Below are 17,507 nucleotides of genomic sequence, written 5' to 3'. Positions count from 1 at the left end.
TTTTTCAAGCCCCCGGATTTATCCGTGGGGTTTCTGACAGCTATACCAATTCTTTGTAACGATGAGCTTAATAATTACCTCCGTTTCGGCATTCCCCCTTGCCTTGGTAAGGGGAAACTACAGAAGGGTCGGAGAAAGCTCCTAGTCATGGAGAATTAGTAATACTACTTGTGTAATTCTCTCAAATGTATTGTCAGGAGTGTTTCTACTAAAAGATAATCTTTACAAAATCCTCTCGCTAACTTCAGGAGCATTAAGTTGGTCAAGAATGGACCAAATGTGCTGTAACATTGGTTCCAAACCAGCACCCGTAACTGCCGAGATCAGAAAAACAGGGGAGTAGGAGAGGTGATTGAGCTGTGTCGCTAGCGCTTCCAAATCCTTTGTTTCCCGATCAACAGCATCAATTTTATTCAGTGCCAAAACTTGCGGACGCTCTACTAAACCCCGTCCATATGCTTGCAATTCTTGTTGAATTGTGTTATATTCACCGACTACATCATCGCTAGTTGCATCAATCAGATGTAGCAGCACGCGCGTGCGCTCAATGTGACGCAAAAAATCGTGTCCCAGCCCTGTTCCTTGGGAAGCACCCTCGATGAGTCCAGGAATATCAGCAAAAACCGTGCCATCTCCACTGGGTTTGCGCACGACACCCAAATTTGGAATGAGCGTGGTAAACGGGTAGTCAGCAATTTTGGGACGTGCGGCGGATAAAGCTGAAATCAAAGTTGATTTTCCGGCATTTGGCAACCCAATAATCCCTACCTCCGCTAAGAGTTTCAACTCCAAACGGAGTGACTTGATTTCCCCTGGTAGTCCTGGGAGGGCGTACTCAGGGGCGCGGTTGCGGTTACTTAAGAAATACTTGTTTCCCAGTCCACCTTTACCGCCAAGAGCAACCACCAAAGTTTGCCCAGGTTCGACTAAATCCCCGAGTATCTCATCAGTTTCCGCATTATAAACAACAGTACCGCAGGGAACCTCAATGATCAAATCCTTGCCATTTGCCCCTGTGCAATTATTTGGTCCCCCACGAGAACCGTTTTCTGCCTGAAAGCGGTGGTTATATCTAAAGTCAAGCAACGTTTGCAGGTTTTGTGCAGCAACTAACAATACTGAACCGCCTTTTCCCCCATTCCCCCCAGCCGGACCACCCGCTGGTACGTACTTTTCTCTGCGGAAGGCGACAATACCATCGCCTCCCTTTCCTGCTTCAACTTCAATTTCTGCTTGGTCGATGAATTGCATAATACAGTCCTGAGTTATGAGTCATGAGTTATAGTCATGAGTTATAAATTATAAGTTTTTCACCAACTCCTCACTTTGTCTTTGGTTAAAACCAAAGGCTCACCTGATTCTTTACTTGTAACTCAGGACTCAGCACTCAGGACTCAGCACTTAGATATATGGCGAAACATCCTCACCGCAGTCATCCGCAAGATAGGATAGAGCGCGGAAACGTAAGCCCACAAGTTGTTCATACAGTGGGTTGAGTTTGCACAGCGGGGGGATGTGAACAATTTTGCGTTTGAACAGCGTGACATCACGCTCGAAGGGACACTGATTAGGTATCATCTTACATAAAAAACGAGCAACTCTAGGGTCTTGGATGTCTAGCTTGTCAAGCCAGTCGCGCATAGGGCGCAGTGCATCAATTTGACGCTTTGTTGGTGCAGCTTGTAAGGGAATTGGAGTCGTCGTTCCGGAAACCTGCGGCTGTGGGTGTTCGACGGTGTGACGGAGGGCTTCTAAGAGATCCTCTGGCTGTTCTAGGGCTTGGCACAACTGGTGCAGCAGATAGTCCTCGCTAGAAGAATACGTACCGTCTGCGATCGCCACCATAACTGCTGTGCGTAAGAAATTTTCTGCTGTTTTTGTCCCTTTCCCTAAAACAGCGGCTAATTCCTCTGGTTCTATTGGGTCTAATGACTCTATTTTGATGCCAGGAGCCAGGTCATCTTCGGTGATGGTGGCAATTAATTCCTGTTCTTGGGCATCGAAGTCACCATCAGCCCAAGCAATGGTGAGTAATCCACGTAGCCAAGCGGCAATTTGTTCGCTGGTATAGGGAGATTTCACGGCACTTGTCATAAAGTTACGCCTCAAGCAACTCTCACGTCCATAGTAACCTGCGCTTAGATGACAAACTGTGGTGCTTATTGCCAAAGCCTTTAATATTCCTAAGTACTGAGCAATAAGTTTTGAGCCATTTTTTCCATAATTTCTTGTACCCTACTCAGCATTCAGCACGGTCTTGCGTACTTTACTTAGCACTCAGTACTGACTTGCGGTACAATCCGTCTGAAGGGAATATTGAAAATTTTTTCTACTTAGAACAACAAACAGCAAATTAAGCAATTCTGTCGAGGTGTTGATGACTAAAACCAAAGTTGACTTAGGCATCGTACAAGAAACACTACTCCTTACCCTTTGGGCAAGAGCTGCTGAACTACAGCAACCTGATCCGATTATCTGCGACTCCAAATCGGCTGAGATACTTGAGGCAATTGATTACGATTTTGATAAATTGGCTACTGCAAAAGGGTCTCAAGTAGGCTGCTGTTTGCGAGGGCTGATACTTGACAACTGGGTACGCAGTTACCTTAAACAGCATCCCCAAGGTTCGGTTGTCGAGATTGGTGCAGGACTGAACACGCGCTTTGAACGAGTGGATAACGGCGAGGTGCGCTGGTTTGATTTAGACTTGCCAGATTCAATGAGACTGAGAAAGCAGTTTTTTGAAGAAACCGAACGGCGTAAGTTTATCACTGCTTCTGCTTTAGAGACAGACTGGATAGCGAATGTAAAAGCGGTGAGTGCAGAACCTTGTCTGTTTGTAGCAGAAGGGGTATTGATGTATTTTAACGAACAGCAGGTCAAGCAGTTGTTTGCCAATCTTTTAGAGCATTTTCCTGGTTCTTGGTTTGCCTTTGATTCTGTATCTCGATTATTTGTAAAGAATCAAAAAAGACATGGAACACTAAAACACACTTCGGCAAAATTGGTTTGGAGTATCTCAGATATTCACCAGATTAAAAACTGGGACTCCCGATATCAAGTGATGGAAGCCTGTACTTTTGCAGACTTACCAGCTAAATATCTGCGACGTTTTCCTCTGATATATCGCTTGCTATTTTCGTATATTCCTCCCCTACGAAATTCCTATCGCTTGGCTTTAGTGAAATTAGGTTGATCAAGTCATTTAAAGTTTACACAGGGGCATAAATCATAATGTTCTATTTCGGTATCGAGCATGAAGTGGCTTTCCTAAATCAAGAAGGAAAATTTGCAGATTTTTCCTGTACAAAATTTGATGATTTCCATGAAATTGTTAAACAACTTCCCATATATCCCAATGACTATTATCAACTGCGTCTTGGAGATGCGGGGATTAGGAAAAAAAGATGGTATATTGAGGGATTTGAACGTTTTGCAGATTCCGAACAAGTTATTGATTGTGTTCCTAAAGGTATCGAAATCAGAACAACTATACACTCTAACATTCAAAGCACTATTGCTGAATTATCAGAAAGCTTTCATCTGCTGTGTGAGGTTGCTGCACAATTTGGTTTTTCGCCGATTTTAGTCAGTTTTAATCCGTACCGTACTGTTTATCAGCCTGAGCCACCATTAAATGATTATGAAATAAGACAATTACAGGGTGATCCGGAAGAGCAAACTGCCAACATTCACATGGTGACATATGGACCAGATTTAAATATTTCAGTCGCTGACTTGCCTGTTGAACATCTAATTGATATTGGCAGAAAGCTGACTTATTACAGTCCCTACATCGTTCCTTTCAGTTATAGTTCTCCTTTTTATAAAGGTGAGTTGTGGCAAGGACTGTCAGTACGAACGTTTATTAGGACAGGAAAAAGACCAGCAACGCTGGTTTTTGTAGAGAAACAGGAACAACTGATTAAGAGTGTCCCTTCATTGACGAAAATAGCACGTATCCCAGCAGAAGTAGGTCGTATCGAATTTAAGGCGTTTGATAGTTGTGCTGATTTTTCTATTTATGCTAGTTTATTAACCTTGTTGAAAGGTCTTATTTTAGACCAATCCCTAATGGGTAGAGCAACAATACCCGATGTCGGTTTGCACCAACTCTCGGCGCAAGAAGGATTTGACAACGAAGATATTTTTGCGATCGCCTCACCGGTTTTGCAAGCAGCTGAAGTTGCGCTTGTGGACGATCCAGATGTTCATTTGTTAACCCCGCTCAAAATTCTTCTCCAAAAGCGAAGAACCCCAGCGCATGAACTGATTGAGGTTTACAAGAGAGTAGGTGTGATAGAACAGGTACTGAAACAGACTTACTCAGCACAATAAAAACGTTGTAGGTTGAGTGAGCGTAAGCATTACCCAACCCCTGTGGCATGAGAATTTTCATAAGGATAATCGCTTTTTCAACAACTTTGTGGATAGGCGATTACTCCTTCAAAACCTTTGATAAGAGAGGGCGATCACAATAATTGACATCTCCCCCTTTTAGAAAAAGGGGGATTCTAGACTGTTGCAGCTACGGGGTCTACAAGACCACCGCCAGTTGCCTGCTGTCGGGAAACCCTCCCGCAGCACTGGCTCCACTTCGCTGCGTCTACGATATGATTTATTTAATCGCGTAAACAAGTCATATCGTTGTGGCGTTGCCAAAACCGCCCTACCTACCTCGACTAGGCTTACGCCTAGCTGTGTAGCTACTTTACGTGCAATATTTGCTGCACCGTTTGCATCCGCGTTTATCAACAAACCCGATGCTGTTTTATACAATCCGCGCTCTATTCTTCTACCCGATGGCTTCCAACATGTGGGTTTTTCACCAAATTTATGAAGACTATCGCCATCTAGGAATGAAGCTTTGCTGGTATAAGCTTCTTCAGTAACTGTTACTACAATTCCATACTCACCCGCTAGTTGTTTTAACCGTGTAATCAACCGTCCTGTTGGAATGGGGACAAAGTTTTGATTATTCACTTTGCCCATTTCAGATCCAACTTTGTGTCCCTCGTTCCATCCAATTATGATGTTGCCAATTTTGTCACTGAGGCAACGATTGACGATGAATCGCGCAGCTTTGTTGATTGCGTCTCGCATCTGGTTGTTGCGTCGTCGCTGCACTCGGTCAAGGTTGCTGTCCCAATAAAAGTCTGACTTGCCTGCTTTATATTTGGCAACTAAACGACAATAACCTTGGTTCATTGCCTTCAGTTTGCGACCATCAATAATGAAGCTTTTGCCACGTGTTGAAATACCAGTCAACCAGTTTGTGCCACCGTGGTCAAAGGACCATGCTTGGCTGTAATCAAGGTTTGGATTGGTTTCAATTGGTTGCTTGCCGTCATCAATTACCCAATCGATAACAAACTCGCCGAGAGTTGGACGTATTGTTACCTCTTTCACCCAATCAGAATCTATAAAATCAGGCAGCTTTAGCTTAATTTCAGTGATGAGTTCCGGCTTTGTTTCTTTGCTGATTGATGGCCTTACTTGTCCATCTTTAAAACTGAGAGCCTGACGTGGGAATGTTACTGCTGCCAGTCCTCCTTTCTTGCGGTATTTGGGTAAAGACGGTCGGTCAACCTCTCCCTTGTAGTAAGCCTTGACCAATCCGTTGTAACTGGTAATTGACTCACCGACTGACTTTAAGGTTTGTTGTGCTGCTTGTGCTGCCAATCCTTTGTAGTGTGGATTGTCTTTGAGGACTTTATCTAATTCTGGATAAGAACTGTTGCATTGATATGTCTTCCAAGCACTGCGTAGCTCGTCACCGCGCCAGTAAGTGGTATATGCATTATCCATCTCTTGAAGACGCGCATAATGAGTTTGACGTGTATGATAAATAGCACAATTAAGCAAACTATTAGCGTGTTGACATTGGTCTAACCAGAACGCTTTCTCTTCTTCCGTAAACTTTGCTTTAACTGGGATTGTTCTGTACAACTAGCCTCACATCCTGTTGTTTATTATCATTGTAACTACATTAGTTAGCAACACAATTACGGAAAATGGCTAAACTTTCTAGTAAAGATTATGAATATCGGCGCACTGAGAATTCAGTATCGTCAATAAACTATCATTTTGTATTTGTTCCAAAGCGCAGAAAACTTGTACTTGTACAGGACGTAGCAAAGCGTTTGCAAGAAATAATCTTTGAATTGGTGACAGAGCACGGTTGGAAAATGATTGCATTAGAAATCATGCCAGACCATGTTCACTTTTTCATTAATGCCCCCACCAATGAATCAGCCGCAGATATTGCAAGATGGGTAAAAGGTAGGGCTTCCCATCATCTAAGAAAAGAATTCCCGCAACTAAAAAAACTACCCGCTTTGTGGACTCCGACTTATTTTGTAGCGACGACAGGTCAAGTCAGCACCGAGGTAGTAAAAAAGTACATTGAAAATCAACGCGGAAAGTAGAGAAACGCCGGGTTAAAACCCGTCGGGTCGGATTTCATCCCCTGGCTAAAGCCTAGGGGTTCTCATCCTCCCGCTTGCAGCCTGATAGATAGAAAATCTAGAACGTTTGCTGTCATGTCCAAAGCAAGATAGAAACGACTAGCTACAATAGGCTTGTTGCGCTCATTCGTTTTCTTGGTGTACTTCTTGGCGACGCCAGTCGCCTGGCTGTCGGGAAACCCTCCTGCAGCGCTGGCTCGTCTTTGCGCCTCTGCGCGAGACATAATAACATTTATGCAATCTTGTCTAATATCGCGGCAAATTCTCTATTGAGAAAGTGTGCTTCTGCTAGGAAGTAGAGGACGATGCTTGTTAAATTTGATTAAGCTATTAGCTACTAGCTACCAGCTGTCAACTTTTTGGGTATTGGGGTAACTTACCAACTAACTCCTATCATGTGCGCTTATATAACCCTGCGGAAATTCGTAGTAGGGACTTTAGTCCTCTTTACCGACAAAGCAAGGACCGAAGTCCTTACTACAAAGAAGTTTTATTATGGGTAATTAAGCGAACATGATATCAATCCCTAAAAACGCAGACGGCTGATATCTAGTCGCTATTGATTAATGGAGATAAATTTGGTGGAAGCGACAAACACAGAAGCCAAACAGCGTGTTCAAGAACTGAGACAACTACTACAAAAAGCTAGCTACGCCTACTATGTCCTCGATTCGCCCATCATGGAGGACGCAGTCTACGATCGCCTGTATCGAGAATTGCAACAGCTGGAAAATCAGTATCCAGAATTGGTAACACCTGATAGCCCGACTCAACGGGTGGGAGAAAGACCAGCAACCCAATTTATCTCGGTACGCCATAATATTCCACTATATAGTTTAGAAAATGCGTTTAACATTGAAGAATTAAAGGCATGGGAAGGGCGTTGGCGGCGACAAGCACCGAATGTCGGTGAGGTAGAGTATGTCTGCGAGTTGAAAATTGATGGTTCTGCCTTAGCATTGACATATGAAAACGGTGTTCTCGTAAGAGGTGCAACTAGGGGTGATGGGGTTACGGGTGAAGACATTACCCAAAATGCACGGACAATTCGCTCAATTCCCTTGCGGTTAAATGTAGAAACGTTGCGTGAAAATTCTCTCCCAGAGAGGGTAGAGGTGCGGGGTGAGGCGTTTTTGCCCTTAGAAGTGTTTAAACAAATTAATGAGGAAAGGCAAAAAGCAGGTGAAACAGTCTTTGCCAATCCTCGAAACGCTGCTGCGGGAACCCTCAGACAACTGGACTCCAAAATTGTCGCCCGACGGCGCTTAGATTTCTTTGCCTACACGCTGCACATTCCAGGGTTGGATGATGCTAGTATTGCTAATACTCAGTGGGAAGCGCTGGAACTGTTACAAAAGATGGGATTTCGCGTCAACCCTAACCACAAGCTGTGTCCTTCTCTACAAGATGTTGCCCAGTATTACGAATACTGGGACACGGAAAGATTGAATTTGCCCTACATGACAGATGGGGTGGTGGTGAAGCTGAATTCTTTTAAGCTTCAGGAACAGCTGGGGTTTACGCAAAAGTTTCCTCGTTGGGCAGTGGCGCTAAAGTATGCAGCAGAAGAAGCACCCACGCGCGTGGAAAATATTGCTGTGAATGTGGGAAGAACCGGGGCGCTGACTCCGCTTGCAGAAATGCGTCCGGTGCAACTCGCGGGAACAACGGTTTCCCGTGCTACTTTACATAATGCTGACCGCGTTGCTCAATTAGATATTCGCATTGGCGATACAGTTATTGTTCGCAAAGCTGGGGAAATTATTCCGGAAGTGGTGCAGGTACTTAAAGAACTCCGTCCTGATCATACCAACCCCTTTGTCATGCCCTCCCAGTGTCCGGTTTGCGGTCAACCTGTGGTTAGGGAAACGGGAGAGGCGGTGACTCGCTGCGTCAATGCTTCTTGTCCAGCTATTCTTAAGGGGGCGATCGAGCATTGGGTGAGTCGCGATGCTTTGGATATCAAGGGAATGGGCGAAAAGCTGGTGCATCAACTTGTGGATAGAGAAGTGGTGCATTCTGTTGCCGATTTATACGACTTGACAGAAGATAATTTGTATGCGCTGGAACGAATGGGTAAAAAGTCGGCACAGAAGTTGGTGGAGGCGATCGCCCAATCGAAAAACCAACCGTGGTCGCGCGTGTTGTATGGTTTGGGTATTCGTCACGTTGGTAGCGTAAATGCTCAATTATTGAGTGAGAAGTTTCCCACAGTGGAACAGTTGGCGCAAGCAACGCAAGCTGAGATTGAAACTGTTCACGGTATCGGTGAGGAAATTGCCCAATCTGTACACCAGTGGTTCCGCATTAGTGCGAATCAAACTTTGATTTCTCGCTTGCAAGATGCTGGGTTGCAATTTGCTAGCGCAGTGGAAGAAACATCGGTGAGTCAGAGTCAGCAAAAGTTAGCTGGTAAAACTTTTGTGATTACTGGTACGCTTCCTACGTTGAAGCGGGATGAAGCAAAGGCTTTGATCCAAAAAGCTGGTGGGAAGATAACAGATTCTGTGAGTAAGAAAACAGATTATTTGGTTGTAGGAGAAGAAGCAGGTTCTAAGTTGACAAAGGCGCAAGAGTTGGGTATTCCGCAGTTGAGTGAAGAACAGTTGTTGGAGATGTTGCAGGATTAAGAAACCGCAGAGGCGCGGAGGACACAGAGGAGGAGAGGATGAGGTTCAAACATCCTCAAATCTAATAAAAAAGCCAAGTACTACGCAAAATTTAACTCAATCTACGAGTAAACATTTGCTCTACTGTTGGAACACGTTCATTTTTTGTGCCGCCGTTACCAGTGACTTTTTCGTATTCCAAAAAATCCCCGAATTCTCTTCTCTCTTCTTCTGTCATACGGAATTCTTTGGCAACAGCTTCTACCTGCTGGATATCTTTTTTATTCCCCAAATAAACTCTCTCTGCAGTAGGATGACACGCAGCTTTTACTCTGTGATTTTAGTCAGTGACCAGTTCCACATCAAAAACTTCTGCGAAGCACTGCGCTACGTGAGAGCGTACCTCTAACAAAGAAATGTCAGGAATCCATTGCGCTAAACTGCCTACTGGTTGATCAGCAATACCGCAGGGTACAATGTGCTCAAATCCTGTCATGTCAGGACAGACATTTAATGCAAAGCCGTGCATCGTAATCCAACGGCTGACTTTAATCCCAATAGCAGCGACTTTATGCCCTTCTAACCAAACACCCGTGAAGCCGGGATTGCGCTCTCCCTGTAATCCATAGATTTTGATTGTACAAATTAATACTTCTTCTAATTGGCGCAAGTACCAGTGGAGGTCTTTACGGTAACGTTGCAAATTTAAAATTGGATACCCCACCAGTTGACCAGGACAGTGGTATGTGACTTCGCCGCCGCGTTCAACTCGATGGACTTCATACATAGTTTTCGTGGAGTCAAATTTGAGAAATTCTGAACTGGCTCCTTGTCCCAAAGTATACACGGGTGGATGTTCTAGCAATATTAGCACGTCCTCTAGGCTGGGGTTTTTGATGCGCTCGGCTAGGAGAGTGCGCTGCCACAAGAGTGCATCTGAGTATGGTATGACTCCCTGGTTATATAACAAACATCGGCGATTGTGCAAAGACATATTACAAATTAAGGAAAAACTGAATCAGAATAGAGAGCAAAGTGTATCTCATATGACTAATATGAGTCAAAGAATGTCAAGCTTTGCAAAGGATTTTAAAGGAAAGTCAAGGGAATCGGTTTTGCAAAATACAAGGTGCTAGTTTTGAATATATAACCTCAATGGTGTTGGGAGGAATTCTCTGCAATAACCGTCACGCCAAGAAAATAGTAACAGATGTACTGGCTGATGACGCCTAAACAATGGTTGACATAAAATACAAGATTAAGAAGTGCAAAAAGACTTGTGTATTTTGGGAAAAACAATTAAGCCTCCAGCAAGGAGAAGACCTACGATGTCTGCGTGGATATCCAATTGCTTTTCAACCAATTTGGAATCACAGCAGAAATTCGTCGTAGATAAACACAGGCTACACGTCGAAAAAACTCGGCTTTGGTGGGCTTAAGGTAGTAGGTTGTCAACATGAAGTTGATATGTAAGTCTTTGTAGTCAGCGCTTTAGCGCTAAATCGCTGACTACGAAACCGTCAAATCAATGTTGACATAGGCGTCATACCAGCAGTAAGTCTAATCTAAATCTGTCCAAGATTGGTTGTGGCGGCAGTGATAGACCTTACCGCATTTCCTTTTCATCCACACCAAATTTACATACATTGAGCGGGAGAGTTTACATGAAGCTTGTCATCCACGGCAAAAATATTGAAATCACCGAGGCAATTAGGGATTACGTACATCAAAAGATTGAAAAAGCAGTAAATCATTATCAAAACATCACAAATGAAGTGGATGTGCATCTAAGCGTAGCTCGTAATCCTCGAATTAATCCCAGACAGGCGGCTGAAGTCACTATTTATGCCAATGGCAGTGTCATTCGTGCGGAAGAGAGTAGCGAGAATCTATACGCCAGCATAGATTTGGTGGCAGATAAAATAGCCCGTCGGCTCCGTAAATACAAAGAACGGCGTCAAGAGAAGAAAACACACGCCCAAGAGACAATCGAAGGAACTGTCCAACCGACAGTCGTGACAGATTTGATTGGCGATCGCACTCCCGAACTGCCTGAAGAAGTTGTCCGCTGCAAATATTTTGCCATGCCACCCATGACTATGGCAGAAGCTCTAGAACATCTGCAATTGGTGGGACACGACTTTTATATGTTCCTCAATGCTGAAACTGGCGAAATCAATGTCATTTACGAACGTAATCATGGCGGTTATGGTGTGATTCAACCCCGTAATACTCACACGAACGGCAAGAACGGCAAGAACGGGAAGACAGCCAATGGTTATGTTCCTATGCCCGAGAAGTCTGTCCACAATAAGGTGTAGTAGTCTATCAATTTTGATTTAAGGAGTTCGTAGTGAGCGCTTTAGCGCTAAAGCGCTTACTACAAACAAAAACGCTACAAATTTCTAACTAGTTGTACTTAGGCTGTTTGCAGTTGTTGCAACGTTTTGAGTGCTTCCTCAACGTGACCTTTAAAGTTAAACATTGAGTCGAAGACATACCGCACAGTTCCTTGTGGGTCAATGACATAAGTCACACGACCAGGGATTAAACCAAAAGCTGCGGTTGCACCGTATTGCTTCCGCACTTGGTCGCCTTTATCGCTTAAAAGGGTAAAAGGCAACTGGTATTTTGCGGCAAATTTCTGGTGAGATTCGGGTGAGTCGCCACTCACACCGATGACTTCTGCACCTGCTGTTTTGAATACCTCATATTGGTCGCGAAAGGCACACGATTCCGCCGTACATCCTGGTGTGTCATCTTTGGGGTAAAAGTACAGGATGACTGGTTTGCCACGAAAATTATTAAGGCTGACTGATGTACCATTTTGGGAGGGTAAAGTGAAATCGGGAGCTGTGTCTCCTACTTTGACTGGCATAGATTTAAAATTCCGAATCTAGTGTATGTGTGTATATGTAGATTAACTAATTATTTGTCAGTGTTAATTAACTTACCAACGCTTGATCATCGCTCATCAAGTTTATTGGCAATACGTTCAACAGCACGAACAAGTCGATCGAGGAGAGAAAGAACGTAGAGAATGGTGACTATATACAAAAAGAAGACAATTAATGGTACGAATACTTCCATACAAAAGTCCTTCAACTAACTGATACCTAATGCTACCAGCAGCACTCATTAGGAAGTGACACTTAAAAGTCAATAACAAATTGAAGTCCCAGATCCTTCTGGGTAGGAAATTCTAACACTTAAAGCAGACAAATAATTCCTCACTGTACATCTAGACACTTATTAACAAAATTTTAACTTGTGTGTTGCTTTACAAATTTATCTTGATGACCTGCATCAGGCGGAGTACTCTATAGTATTTCATCCAAAACTCCGTCTATGGGTCGTCTGACTTCACTTGATGTTTTTCGCGGCATGACTATTGCTGCGATGATTCTCGTCAACATGGCGAGTATCGCTGAACCTAATGTCTACCCTCCACTACTCCATGCAAAATGGCACGGCTGCACACCAACTGACTTAGTCTTTCCTTTCTTTTTGTTTATTATCGGTGTGGCGATGACTTTCTCTTTGTCAAAGTACACTGACGACAACAAACCCACAGCACCTGTTTACTGGCGTATCTTGCGCCGCGCCGCGATTTTATTTGCTTTGGGGTTATTACTCAACGGCTTTTGGAATAAAGGTCCTTGGACTTTTGATTTGAGTACTATCCGTTTTATGGGAGTGTTGCAACGCATCAGCCTGACATACCTACTTGCTTGTGTTGCAGTTCTCAACCTTCCGCGTAAAGGACAATGGATACTGGCGGGGGTGTTACTCATCGGTTACTGGTTAGCAATGATGTATGTGCCAGTTCCCGGTTATGGTGCTGGAGTGCTGACGCGAGAGGGAAATTTGGGTGCTTATATAGACCGTTTGATCATTCCTCAAGCACATCTTTATAAAGGCGACGGTTTTAATAATCTGGGAGATCCAGAGGGACTTTTTAGCACGATTCCCGCTGTTGTTAGTGTGCTGGCTGGCTACTTTGCTGGACAATGGATACGCAGTCAGCCAGTCAAATCTCGTACAAGCATAGGTTTAGTATTATTTGGTATTGGTTGCTTAATTATTGGTTGGGCATGGGGCTGGACGTTCCCAATTAACAAAAAGTTGTGGACGAGTTCTTATGTAGTTTTCGTTAGTGGTTGGGCATTATTGTTACTTGCAGCTTGTTACGAACTTATTGAAGTGCGACGGGTGCGGCGCTGGAGTAAACCCTTTGAAGTGATGGGATTAAATGCTATCTCCCTTTTCGTTGCTTCTGCACTGCTGATTAAAATCTTGGTGAGAACCAAAGTTGGATCTGGGGAAAATGCTCCCAGCACCTACAATTGGATTTACCAAAATCTGTTTGCCTCTTGGGCTGGGGCGGTGAATGGTTCTTTATTGTTCGCCATAGTCACTGTATTAGTGTTGGTAGCAGTTGCTTATGGAATGTATCAGCGACAATGGTTTTTTAAGGTTTGAGGTTGACGCAGTTTGGCATAAGGCAACACTTGCACCTCAGCTTATGCCAACAGTTGATGGGGTGCTGCTAGTTGCGGATAGTGACGCGTTCCCCAGTGAAGGTGAACCTGAACGGCTCACCCTCGCCCACCGGAACATTATCGTCTAGGGGATTTTGGCTTAGGTCGAAGGTACGAATTTCAAATGTCCCTTGCAATGTCTGAGTTTTTGGATTAAACGTCGCACGATAATCGGCTCGACCAGTCGTGACGGGCTGTGCGCTTTCCGGAGAAGGAAAATTGAAGTTGAGTGCCGTGGCGGTAATTTCTCCCTTTTCAGTACACTTCCAAACGCCTTGTCCATTGGTGAAACGATTGTTGGGGAAGGACTGAGCGGCGCTGGGGACGCCCTGATTACCGCCTTGGTTCGAGTCAATGGCAAAAAAATTGCCGTCTTCAGTCAGTGTTATCACCCTACGTCCTACAAAGTCGCCATTAAGAAACGTTCTCACGGAGTATGTACCGACGATTGATTTACGACAATCCGTTTGGTTATGACTTGCATCCGTCACGAGTTGAGCCTCTGCAAAACGTGGGAAAAGGGCATCCGGAATGGTGAGCGCTGACAAAGCACAAATTGTCAACACGGTGAAAGTTTTACGAGTTATCATCACTGCCCCTGTATTTGATGTGATTAGAGTCCCTAAAGACGATAATTGCTTCTGCTCGAGAAAAGCGTAAATTTTTATTAAAATCGGTAGAGCAAGAGACTCGTATTGTTTCTCAATCGAAGCAACATCTAAATATCAAGTCCAGATAAATACCAGTAGCGATCGCGCGGAGCGCACTGCCCCTTGGGCAATCGCTCTCACTACCCGCCCTATCCTATAACAAGTGCAGGGAGTATGTGACCCGCTCAAAATCGCTGTTTCAAATAGGCTCTCAGTTCATTCTGCTTTTGAACAGTTCCAGCAAGCAAGATACTAATTTTTCCAACCAGAATAGTGCCCCAGTTGACCAGCACAACACCCGTATTGCTTTCAGGATTAAACTCAATATCACTTAAATCAAGGTTTTCGAGTGAGCAATATTGCGTCTTGAAGGTTTCGCACGTCCAGCTGAGCATATTAAGCTTCTTAGCAATACCGGTGGGATATGATGCCCCATTAAAGCGTGGATTGCACTCGATCGCCAGATAACGCGTCTGTGTTGCATCTTCCACGACAGCAACATCAAAAGCAAATACCTCTTTCATTCCACGTTGCGCCATCCATTCGGCTATTGGTTCAACAGTTTCCCAAGGTTGATGCGTACTGGGATAGCGATTGCCTATATGGGCGTAGCCATCAAGTATTTGAGAAGTTACGGCGAGACGTTGAAGCTTTGAAGCTTCAACACAGTATTGCAAATTTAAAAAGGAGGAAGCTGTGACTTCCTCCTGGATTTGCAAAGGTATTTCATCGGGAAAGGTTTTCAGAATTTTGGAAAGCTGTTGTTGGTTTTCACATCGGCTAATCCCAGCACCATCAACGGAAATGGTAGGCTTGAAATAACACGGATAGGGAAACTCAGATAAGTCTTTGATAGCAGCCTTGTTTTGAAAACAAAACGTTAGAGGAACGCTAACTCCCAGCTTTTGTGCAAGCTGTATGAAGTTGTTCTTGCAGTTCATAAACTTAACCGCCTTCAACCAGTCGGAATCTAACTGGCGAAACCAATCTTCATCACAATCGGCTTTGCTTGCAGAATTGCCGAAGAAAAAAAGGGAAACGTTATGGTTAGGATACTCTTCCAAGACTCTTAGCGAGACATCCCAGATGACATTTTTGCTATGGCTTAAACCTATCCGTCCATAGTGTTCGGTAATAATATTCCATTGTGATTTTAAATCTGGGTGCAACTGAATAATATCCTCTGGGTCAGTCAAACCTAGCACCCTACCAGAATAAAGATGATTACCTATGACAGACTCATGGGTGCAGACCATGATGTCATGGTTGAAAATTTTATAGTGAGTCACTTTTCAATCGGTATTGTTAGGTTAACTGAAAACTGACGAAATATGGCAAACTTAAATTTATACTCTCACCAGATAAAAATTATAAAAATATATCTTTAGATAGATATTGAAATAATGTGATGGTATCTCCGCTTGCAGTGTCAATTTTCGCCCGGACACCTCAAACCTTCTCTTTAGGTGGCGTCGCGATACCTCGCCGGATCAGATTTGCCTCAAGTTCCTTGATGAATTTTAAGTCTTCTTCCAGGAGGGGCTGGCTTGAGCTTCCAGACGTGTTCCTCTCAAGGAAAGCAAATGCTTGCCGGAATTCATGTGGACTCGTCGGAATTGGTGAGTCAAAGTGACAGGAAATAATCCGTCCAAAATCCCAAGTTGCAACCTTGTCAGCCCAGCTAAGCACTTGGTTTGGTGCTTGGGGAAGAATGAGGGTTTGCAGAATCGGTGCCACAAATGGACGCCCATTTCCTCGTAGGGCATCAAATGACTGCTGCCAATTTTCTTTCCATCGAAACGGAAATAAACCAAAGTATGCTTTTGGGGACTTATTCGGTGCTTTGAGAGCATCGCGTAACGTCTGCCCCATTCCAGCTGTCTCCAACACACTTGGACGCAAGTAAATCGCAAACAATGAGATGCGTTGCCATCCCTTGCGACGGTTTGCCTCGTTGTCCTCGATGACTTCCACGGCATTGTCCCTGGCGTGAAAAAGCAAGGGGTACGGATCTAATTGGACGATCGCCGGTGGTTCTTCTGGCACACATAACACAGAATCAGTCACAAGTAAAGTGCGCGATCGCTTGTGCAAGACTGCAACTTCTGCAAAAGAACCCCGTCCCAGGTTGATGTCCAGCACCGCGTAGTCGAACTCATCAGCGAAGGGAGTTCCGCTTAAATCCTCTGGGAGCACGTGAGTTCGTTTTTGAGGAAACCCAAGCCAACTCAACGGTAAGTTGAATGGGAAACTCCACTGGTGCGGTGCGACGAACACCTGCGCTTGTGGAAAGCGTCTGGCAAAGGGACCAACGAAGACCTTATGCTCCAAACCAGAACTCGTTGGCAGGATGATATACTTAACGTCACCGTGAACAGCCACCAATTCGTTCACTAAGCGGACACACTCTATCGTCGGAGCAACAGGTGCATAGACAAGGAGACCGCCTGCAGCGAGCTTGACGACGGACATACGAATTGGCACGACGGTGTAGAGGATGCCCTGAAGCTGATCGAATGTCCAGATAGTGTCCTTAACTATTTCCCTGCGAAGCGTCCGCCGCTTGTTGTAGGGGTAGAGCGGTACAGCAGGCCAAAACGGCCAAGACCAATCTCTCGGATGCTCCTGTGGCTGTATCTTCCTTTGACGTTCCTGTGAGTTCATCGTCCTTCTACCCCTGGAGTGTTTCTTTGTAATAGACTTCTTGCAAAAGTATGATTTAAGGATATTTAGAACCACATCGGACTTACGCAGAAGAGATCCCCCAACCCCCTTCCCAAGGGGGCTTTTAAGATTCCCCCCTTTTTAACAGTGAACAGTACCAGCCGCAGTTATCAGTTAAATAAATACGAGTGGTCGCGCGTCCCCCACCAAGAGCACCTTTATGCGTTGGTGGCGGTGAGCGCATCCCCCACCATACGCCGTCAGGACTGATAACTGATAACTGATAACTGATAACTGATAACTGATAACTGATTTAAGGGGAGCCAGCCTTGTTTTGGGGGTTCCCGAGGCAGTGCGTTGCGGGGGTTCCCCCGACGGTGCAAACTGCCGTCCCGTTGAGCGGACTGGCGTGGGCTAGGGGGGATCGAGGTTTCGGGTGTTCAGTGCGTAAGTCCTGCCACAGATGGACACAGATAATTAACTAGTGTCCATCTGTGGTTTAATTTTCTCCAATTTTGACTTTTGTAAGAGACTCCATAAGCTAAAGCTTACAACCAACAATAAAAATGGTTATTC

17 protein-coding genes are annotated in these 17,507 nt (G+C 44.6%); 6 read left to right on the top strand and 11 right to left on the bottom strand.

Going from position 1 to position 17,507, the window contains the following annotated elements; all coding sequences use genetic code 11:
- Positions 1-222: 222 nt before the first annotated feature.
- Together obgE and ACM0OZ_RS06495 are read right to left on the bottom strand one after the other, a co-directional pair.
- Positions 223-1,251 carry a GTPase ObgE gene (gene obgE, locus ACM0OZ_RS06500; RefSeq protein ID WP_414581981.1) on the bottom strand — a complete coding sequence of 343 codons (1,029 nt, stop codon included), beginning with the start codon at positions 1,249-1,251 and terminating at the stop codon, positions 223-225.
- Positions 1,252-1,401: 150 nt separating this feature from the next.
- The gene (locus ACM0OZ_RS06495; RefSeq protein ID WP_414581979.1) at positions 1,402-2,094 is read right to left on the bottom strand and encodes a Mo-dependent nitrogenase C-terminal domain-containing protein; all 693 of its coding nucleotides are present in this window, start codon (positions 2,092-2,094) and stop codon (positions 1,402-1,404) included.
- Positions 2,095-2,377: 283 nt separating this feature from the next.
- Between ACM0OZ_RS06495 and ACM0OZ_RS06490 the strand changes: the two genes are divergently transcribed.
- Together ACM0OZ_RS06490 and ACM0OZ_RS06485 are read left to right on the top strand one after the other, a co-directional pair.
- Positions 2,378-3,196, top strand: coding sequence for a class I SAM-dependent methyltransferase (locus tag ACM0OZ_RS06490; RefSeq protein ID WP_414581978.1), 819 nt, complete (start codon positions 2,378-2,380; stop codon positions 3,194-3,196).
- A gap of 38 nt (positions 3,197-3,234) precedes the next feature.
- The gene (locus ACM0OZ_RS06485) at positions 3,235-4,338 is read left to right on the top strand and encodes a glutamate--cysteine ligase (protein WP_414581977.1); all 1,104 of its coding nucleotides are present in this window, start codon (positions 3,235-3,237) and stop codon (positions 4,336-4,338) included.
- Between the two features lie 159 nt (positions 4,339-4,497).
- Here the strand turns inward: ACM0OZ_RS06485 and ACM0OZ_RS06480 are convergent, their stop codons facing one another.
- Positions 4,498-5,949, bottom strand: a complete 1,452-nt coding sequence (locus ACM0OZ_RS06480) for an RNA-guided endonuclease InsQ/TnpB family protein (RefSeq protein WP_414581976.1) — start codon at positions 5,947-5,949, stop codon at positions 4,498-4,500.
- A gap of 65 nt (positions 5,950-6,014) precedes the next feature.
- Here ACM0OZ_RS06480 and tnpA point away from each other — a divergent pair, with 65 nt between their 5' ends.
- Positions 6,015-6,428, top strand: coding sequence for an IS200/IS605 family transposase (tnpA, locus tag ACM0OZ_RS06475; RefSeq protein WP_414581975.1), 414 nt, complete (start codon positions 6,015-6,017; stop codon positions 6,426-6,428).
- Between the two features lie 62 nt (positions 6,429-6,490).
- Here tnpA and ACM0OZ_RS06470 read toward each other — a convergent pair whose 3' ends face one another.
- On the bottom strand, positions 6,491-6,691 hold the full coding sequence (locus ACM0OZ_RS06470) for a hypothetical protein (RefSeq protein WP_414581974.1): 201 nt from the start codon (positions 6,689-6,691) through the stop codon (positions 6,491-6,493).
- A gap of 342 nt (positions 6,692-7,033) precedes the next feature.
- On the opposite strand from ACM0OZ_RS06470, the gene ligA reads away from it, so the two are divergent.
- Positions 7,034-9,097, top strand: coding sequence for an NAD-dependent DNA ligase LigA (ligA, locus tag ACM0OZ_RS06465; RefSeq protein WP_414581973.1), 2,064 nt, complete (start codon positions 7,034-7,036; stop codon positions 9,095-9,097).
- Positions 9,098-9,188: 91 nt separating this feature from the next.
- Here ligA and ACM0OZ_RS06460 read toward each other — a convergent pair whose 3' ends face one another.
- The gene (locus tag ACM0OZ_RS06460; RefSeq protein ID WP_414581972.1) at positions 9,189-9,368 is read right to left on the bottom strand and encodes a hypothetical protein; all 180 of its coding nucleotides are present in this window, start codon (positions 9,366-9,368) and stop codon (positions 9,189-9,191) included.
- A gap of 48 nt (positions 9,369-9,416) precedes the next feature.
- The gene (lipB, locus tag ACM0OZ_RS06455) at positions 9,417-10,070 is read right to left on the bottom strand and encodes a lipoyl(octanoyl) transferase LipB (RefSeq protein WP_414581971.1); all 654 of its coding nucleotides are present in this window, start codon (positions 10,068-10,070) and stop codon (positions 9,417-9,419) included.
- A 670-nt stretch (positions 10,071-10,740) separates the two neighbouring features.
- Here lipB and hpf point away from each other — a divergent pair.
- Complete coding sequence (gene hpf, locus ACM0OZ_RS06450; RefSeq protein WP_414581970.1) at positions 10,741-11,397, top strand: ribosome hibernation-promoting factor, HPF/YfiA family; 657 nt, start codon at positions 10,741-10,743, stop codon at positions 11,395-11,397.
- 98 nt (positions 11,398-11,495) lie between these two features.
- Here the strand turns inward: hpf and ACM0OZ_RS06445 are convergent, their stop codons facing one another.
- Entirely contained in the window at positions 11,496-11,954 is a 459-nt protein-coding gene (locus tag ACM0OZ_RS06445; protein ID WP_414581969.1) for a peroxiredoxin, read from the bottom strand.
- An 86-nt stretch (positions 11,955-12,040) separates the two neighbouring features.
- Positions 12,041-12,166 carry a hypothetical protein gene (locus ACM0OZ_RS06440; protein ID WP_414581968.1) on the bottom strand — a complete coding sequence of 42 codons (126 nt, stop codon included), beginning with the start codon at positions 12,164-12,166 and terminating at the stop codon, positions 12,041-12,043.
- A 258-nt stretch (positions 12,167-12,424) separates the two neighbouring features.
- Between ACM0OZ_RS06440 and ACM0OZ_RS06435 the strand changes: the two genes are divergently transcribed.
- Positions 12,425-13,558 carry an acyltransferase family protein gene (locus ACM0OZ_RS06435; RefSeq protein ID WP_414581967.1) on the top strand — a complete coding sequence of 378 codons (1,134 nt, stop codon included), beginning with the start codon at positions 12,425-12,427 and terminating at the stop codon, positions 13,556-13,558.
- Positions 13,559-13,625: 67 nt separating this feature from the next.
- On the opposite strand, the gene ACM0OZ_RS06430 is transcribed toward ACM0OZ_RS06435, so the two are convergent.
- From ACM0OZ_RS06430 to ACM0OZ_RS06420, 3 genes are all read right to left on the bottom strand, one after another.
- Positions 13,626-14,207, bottom strand: a complete 582-nt coding sequence (locus ACM0OZ_RS06430; protein ID WP_414581966.1) for a hypothetical protein — start codon at positions 14,205-14,207, stop codon at positions 13,626-13,628.
- Positions 14,208-14,452: 245 nt separating this feature from the next.
- Positions 14,453-15,556 carry an ATP-grasp domain-containing protein gene (locus ACM0OZ_RS06425; protein WP_414581965.1) on the bottom strand — a complete coding sequence of 368 codons (1,104 nt, stop codon included), beginning with the start codon at positions 15,554-15,556 and terminating at the stop codon, positions 14,453-14,455.
- 160 nt (positions 15,557-15,716) lie between these two features.
- Complete coding sequence (locus ACM0OZ_RS06420) at positions 15,717-16,931, bottom strand: DUF4336 domain-containing protein (RefSeq protein ID WP_414581964.1); 1,215 nt, start codon at positions 16,929-16,931, stop codon at positions 15,717-15,719.
- Positions 16,932-17,507 lie beyond the last annotated feature (576 nt).

This window comes from Scytonema sp. PCC 10023 (genome assembly GCF_963920835.1).
Classification (GTDB): Bacteria; Cyanobacteriota; Cyanobacteriia; order Cyanobacteriales; family Nostocaceae; genus Kalymmatonema.
The sequence above is the reverse complement of the archived record's forward strand: the minus strand, read 5'-3'. Positions and strand labels throughout refer to the sequence as shown.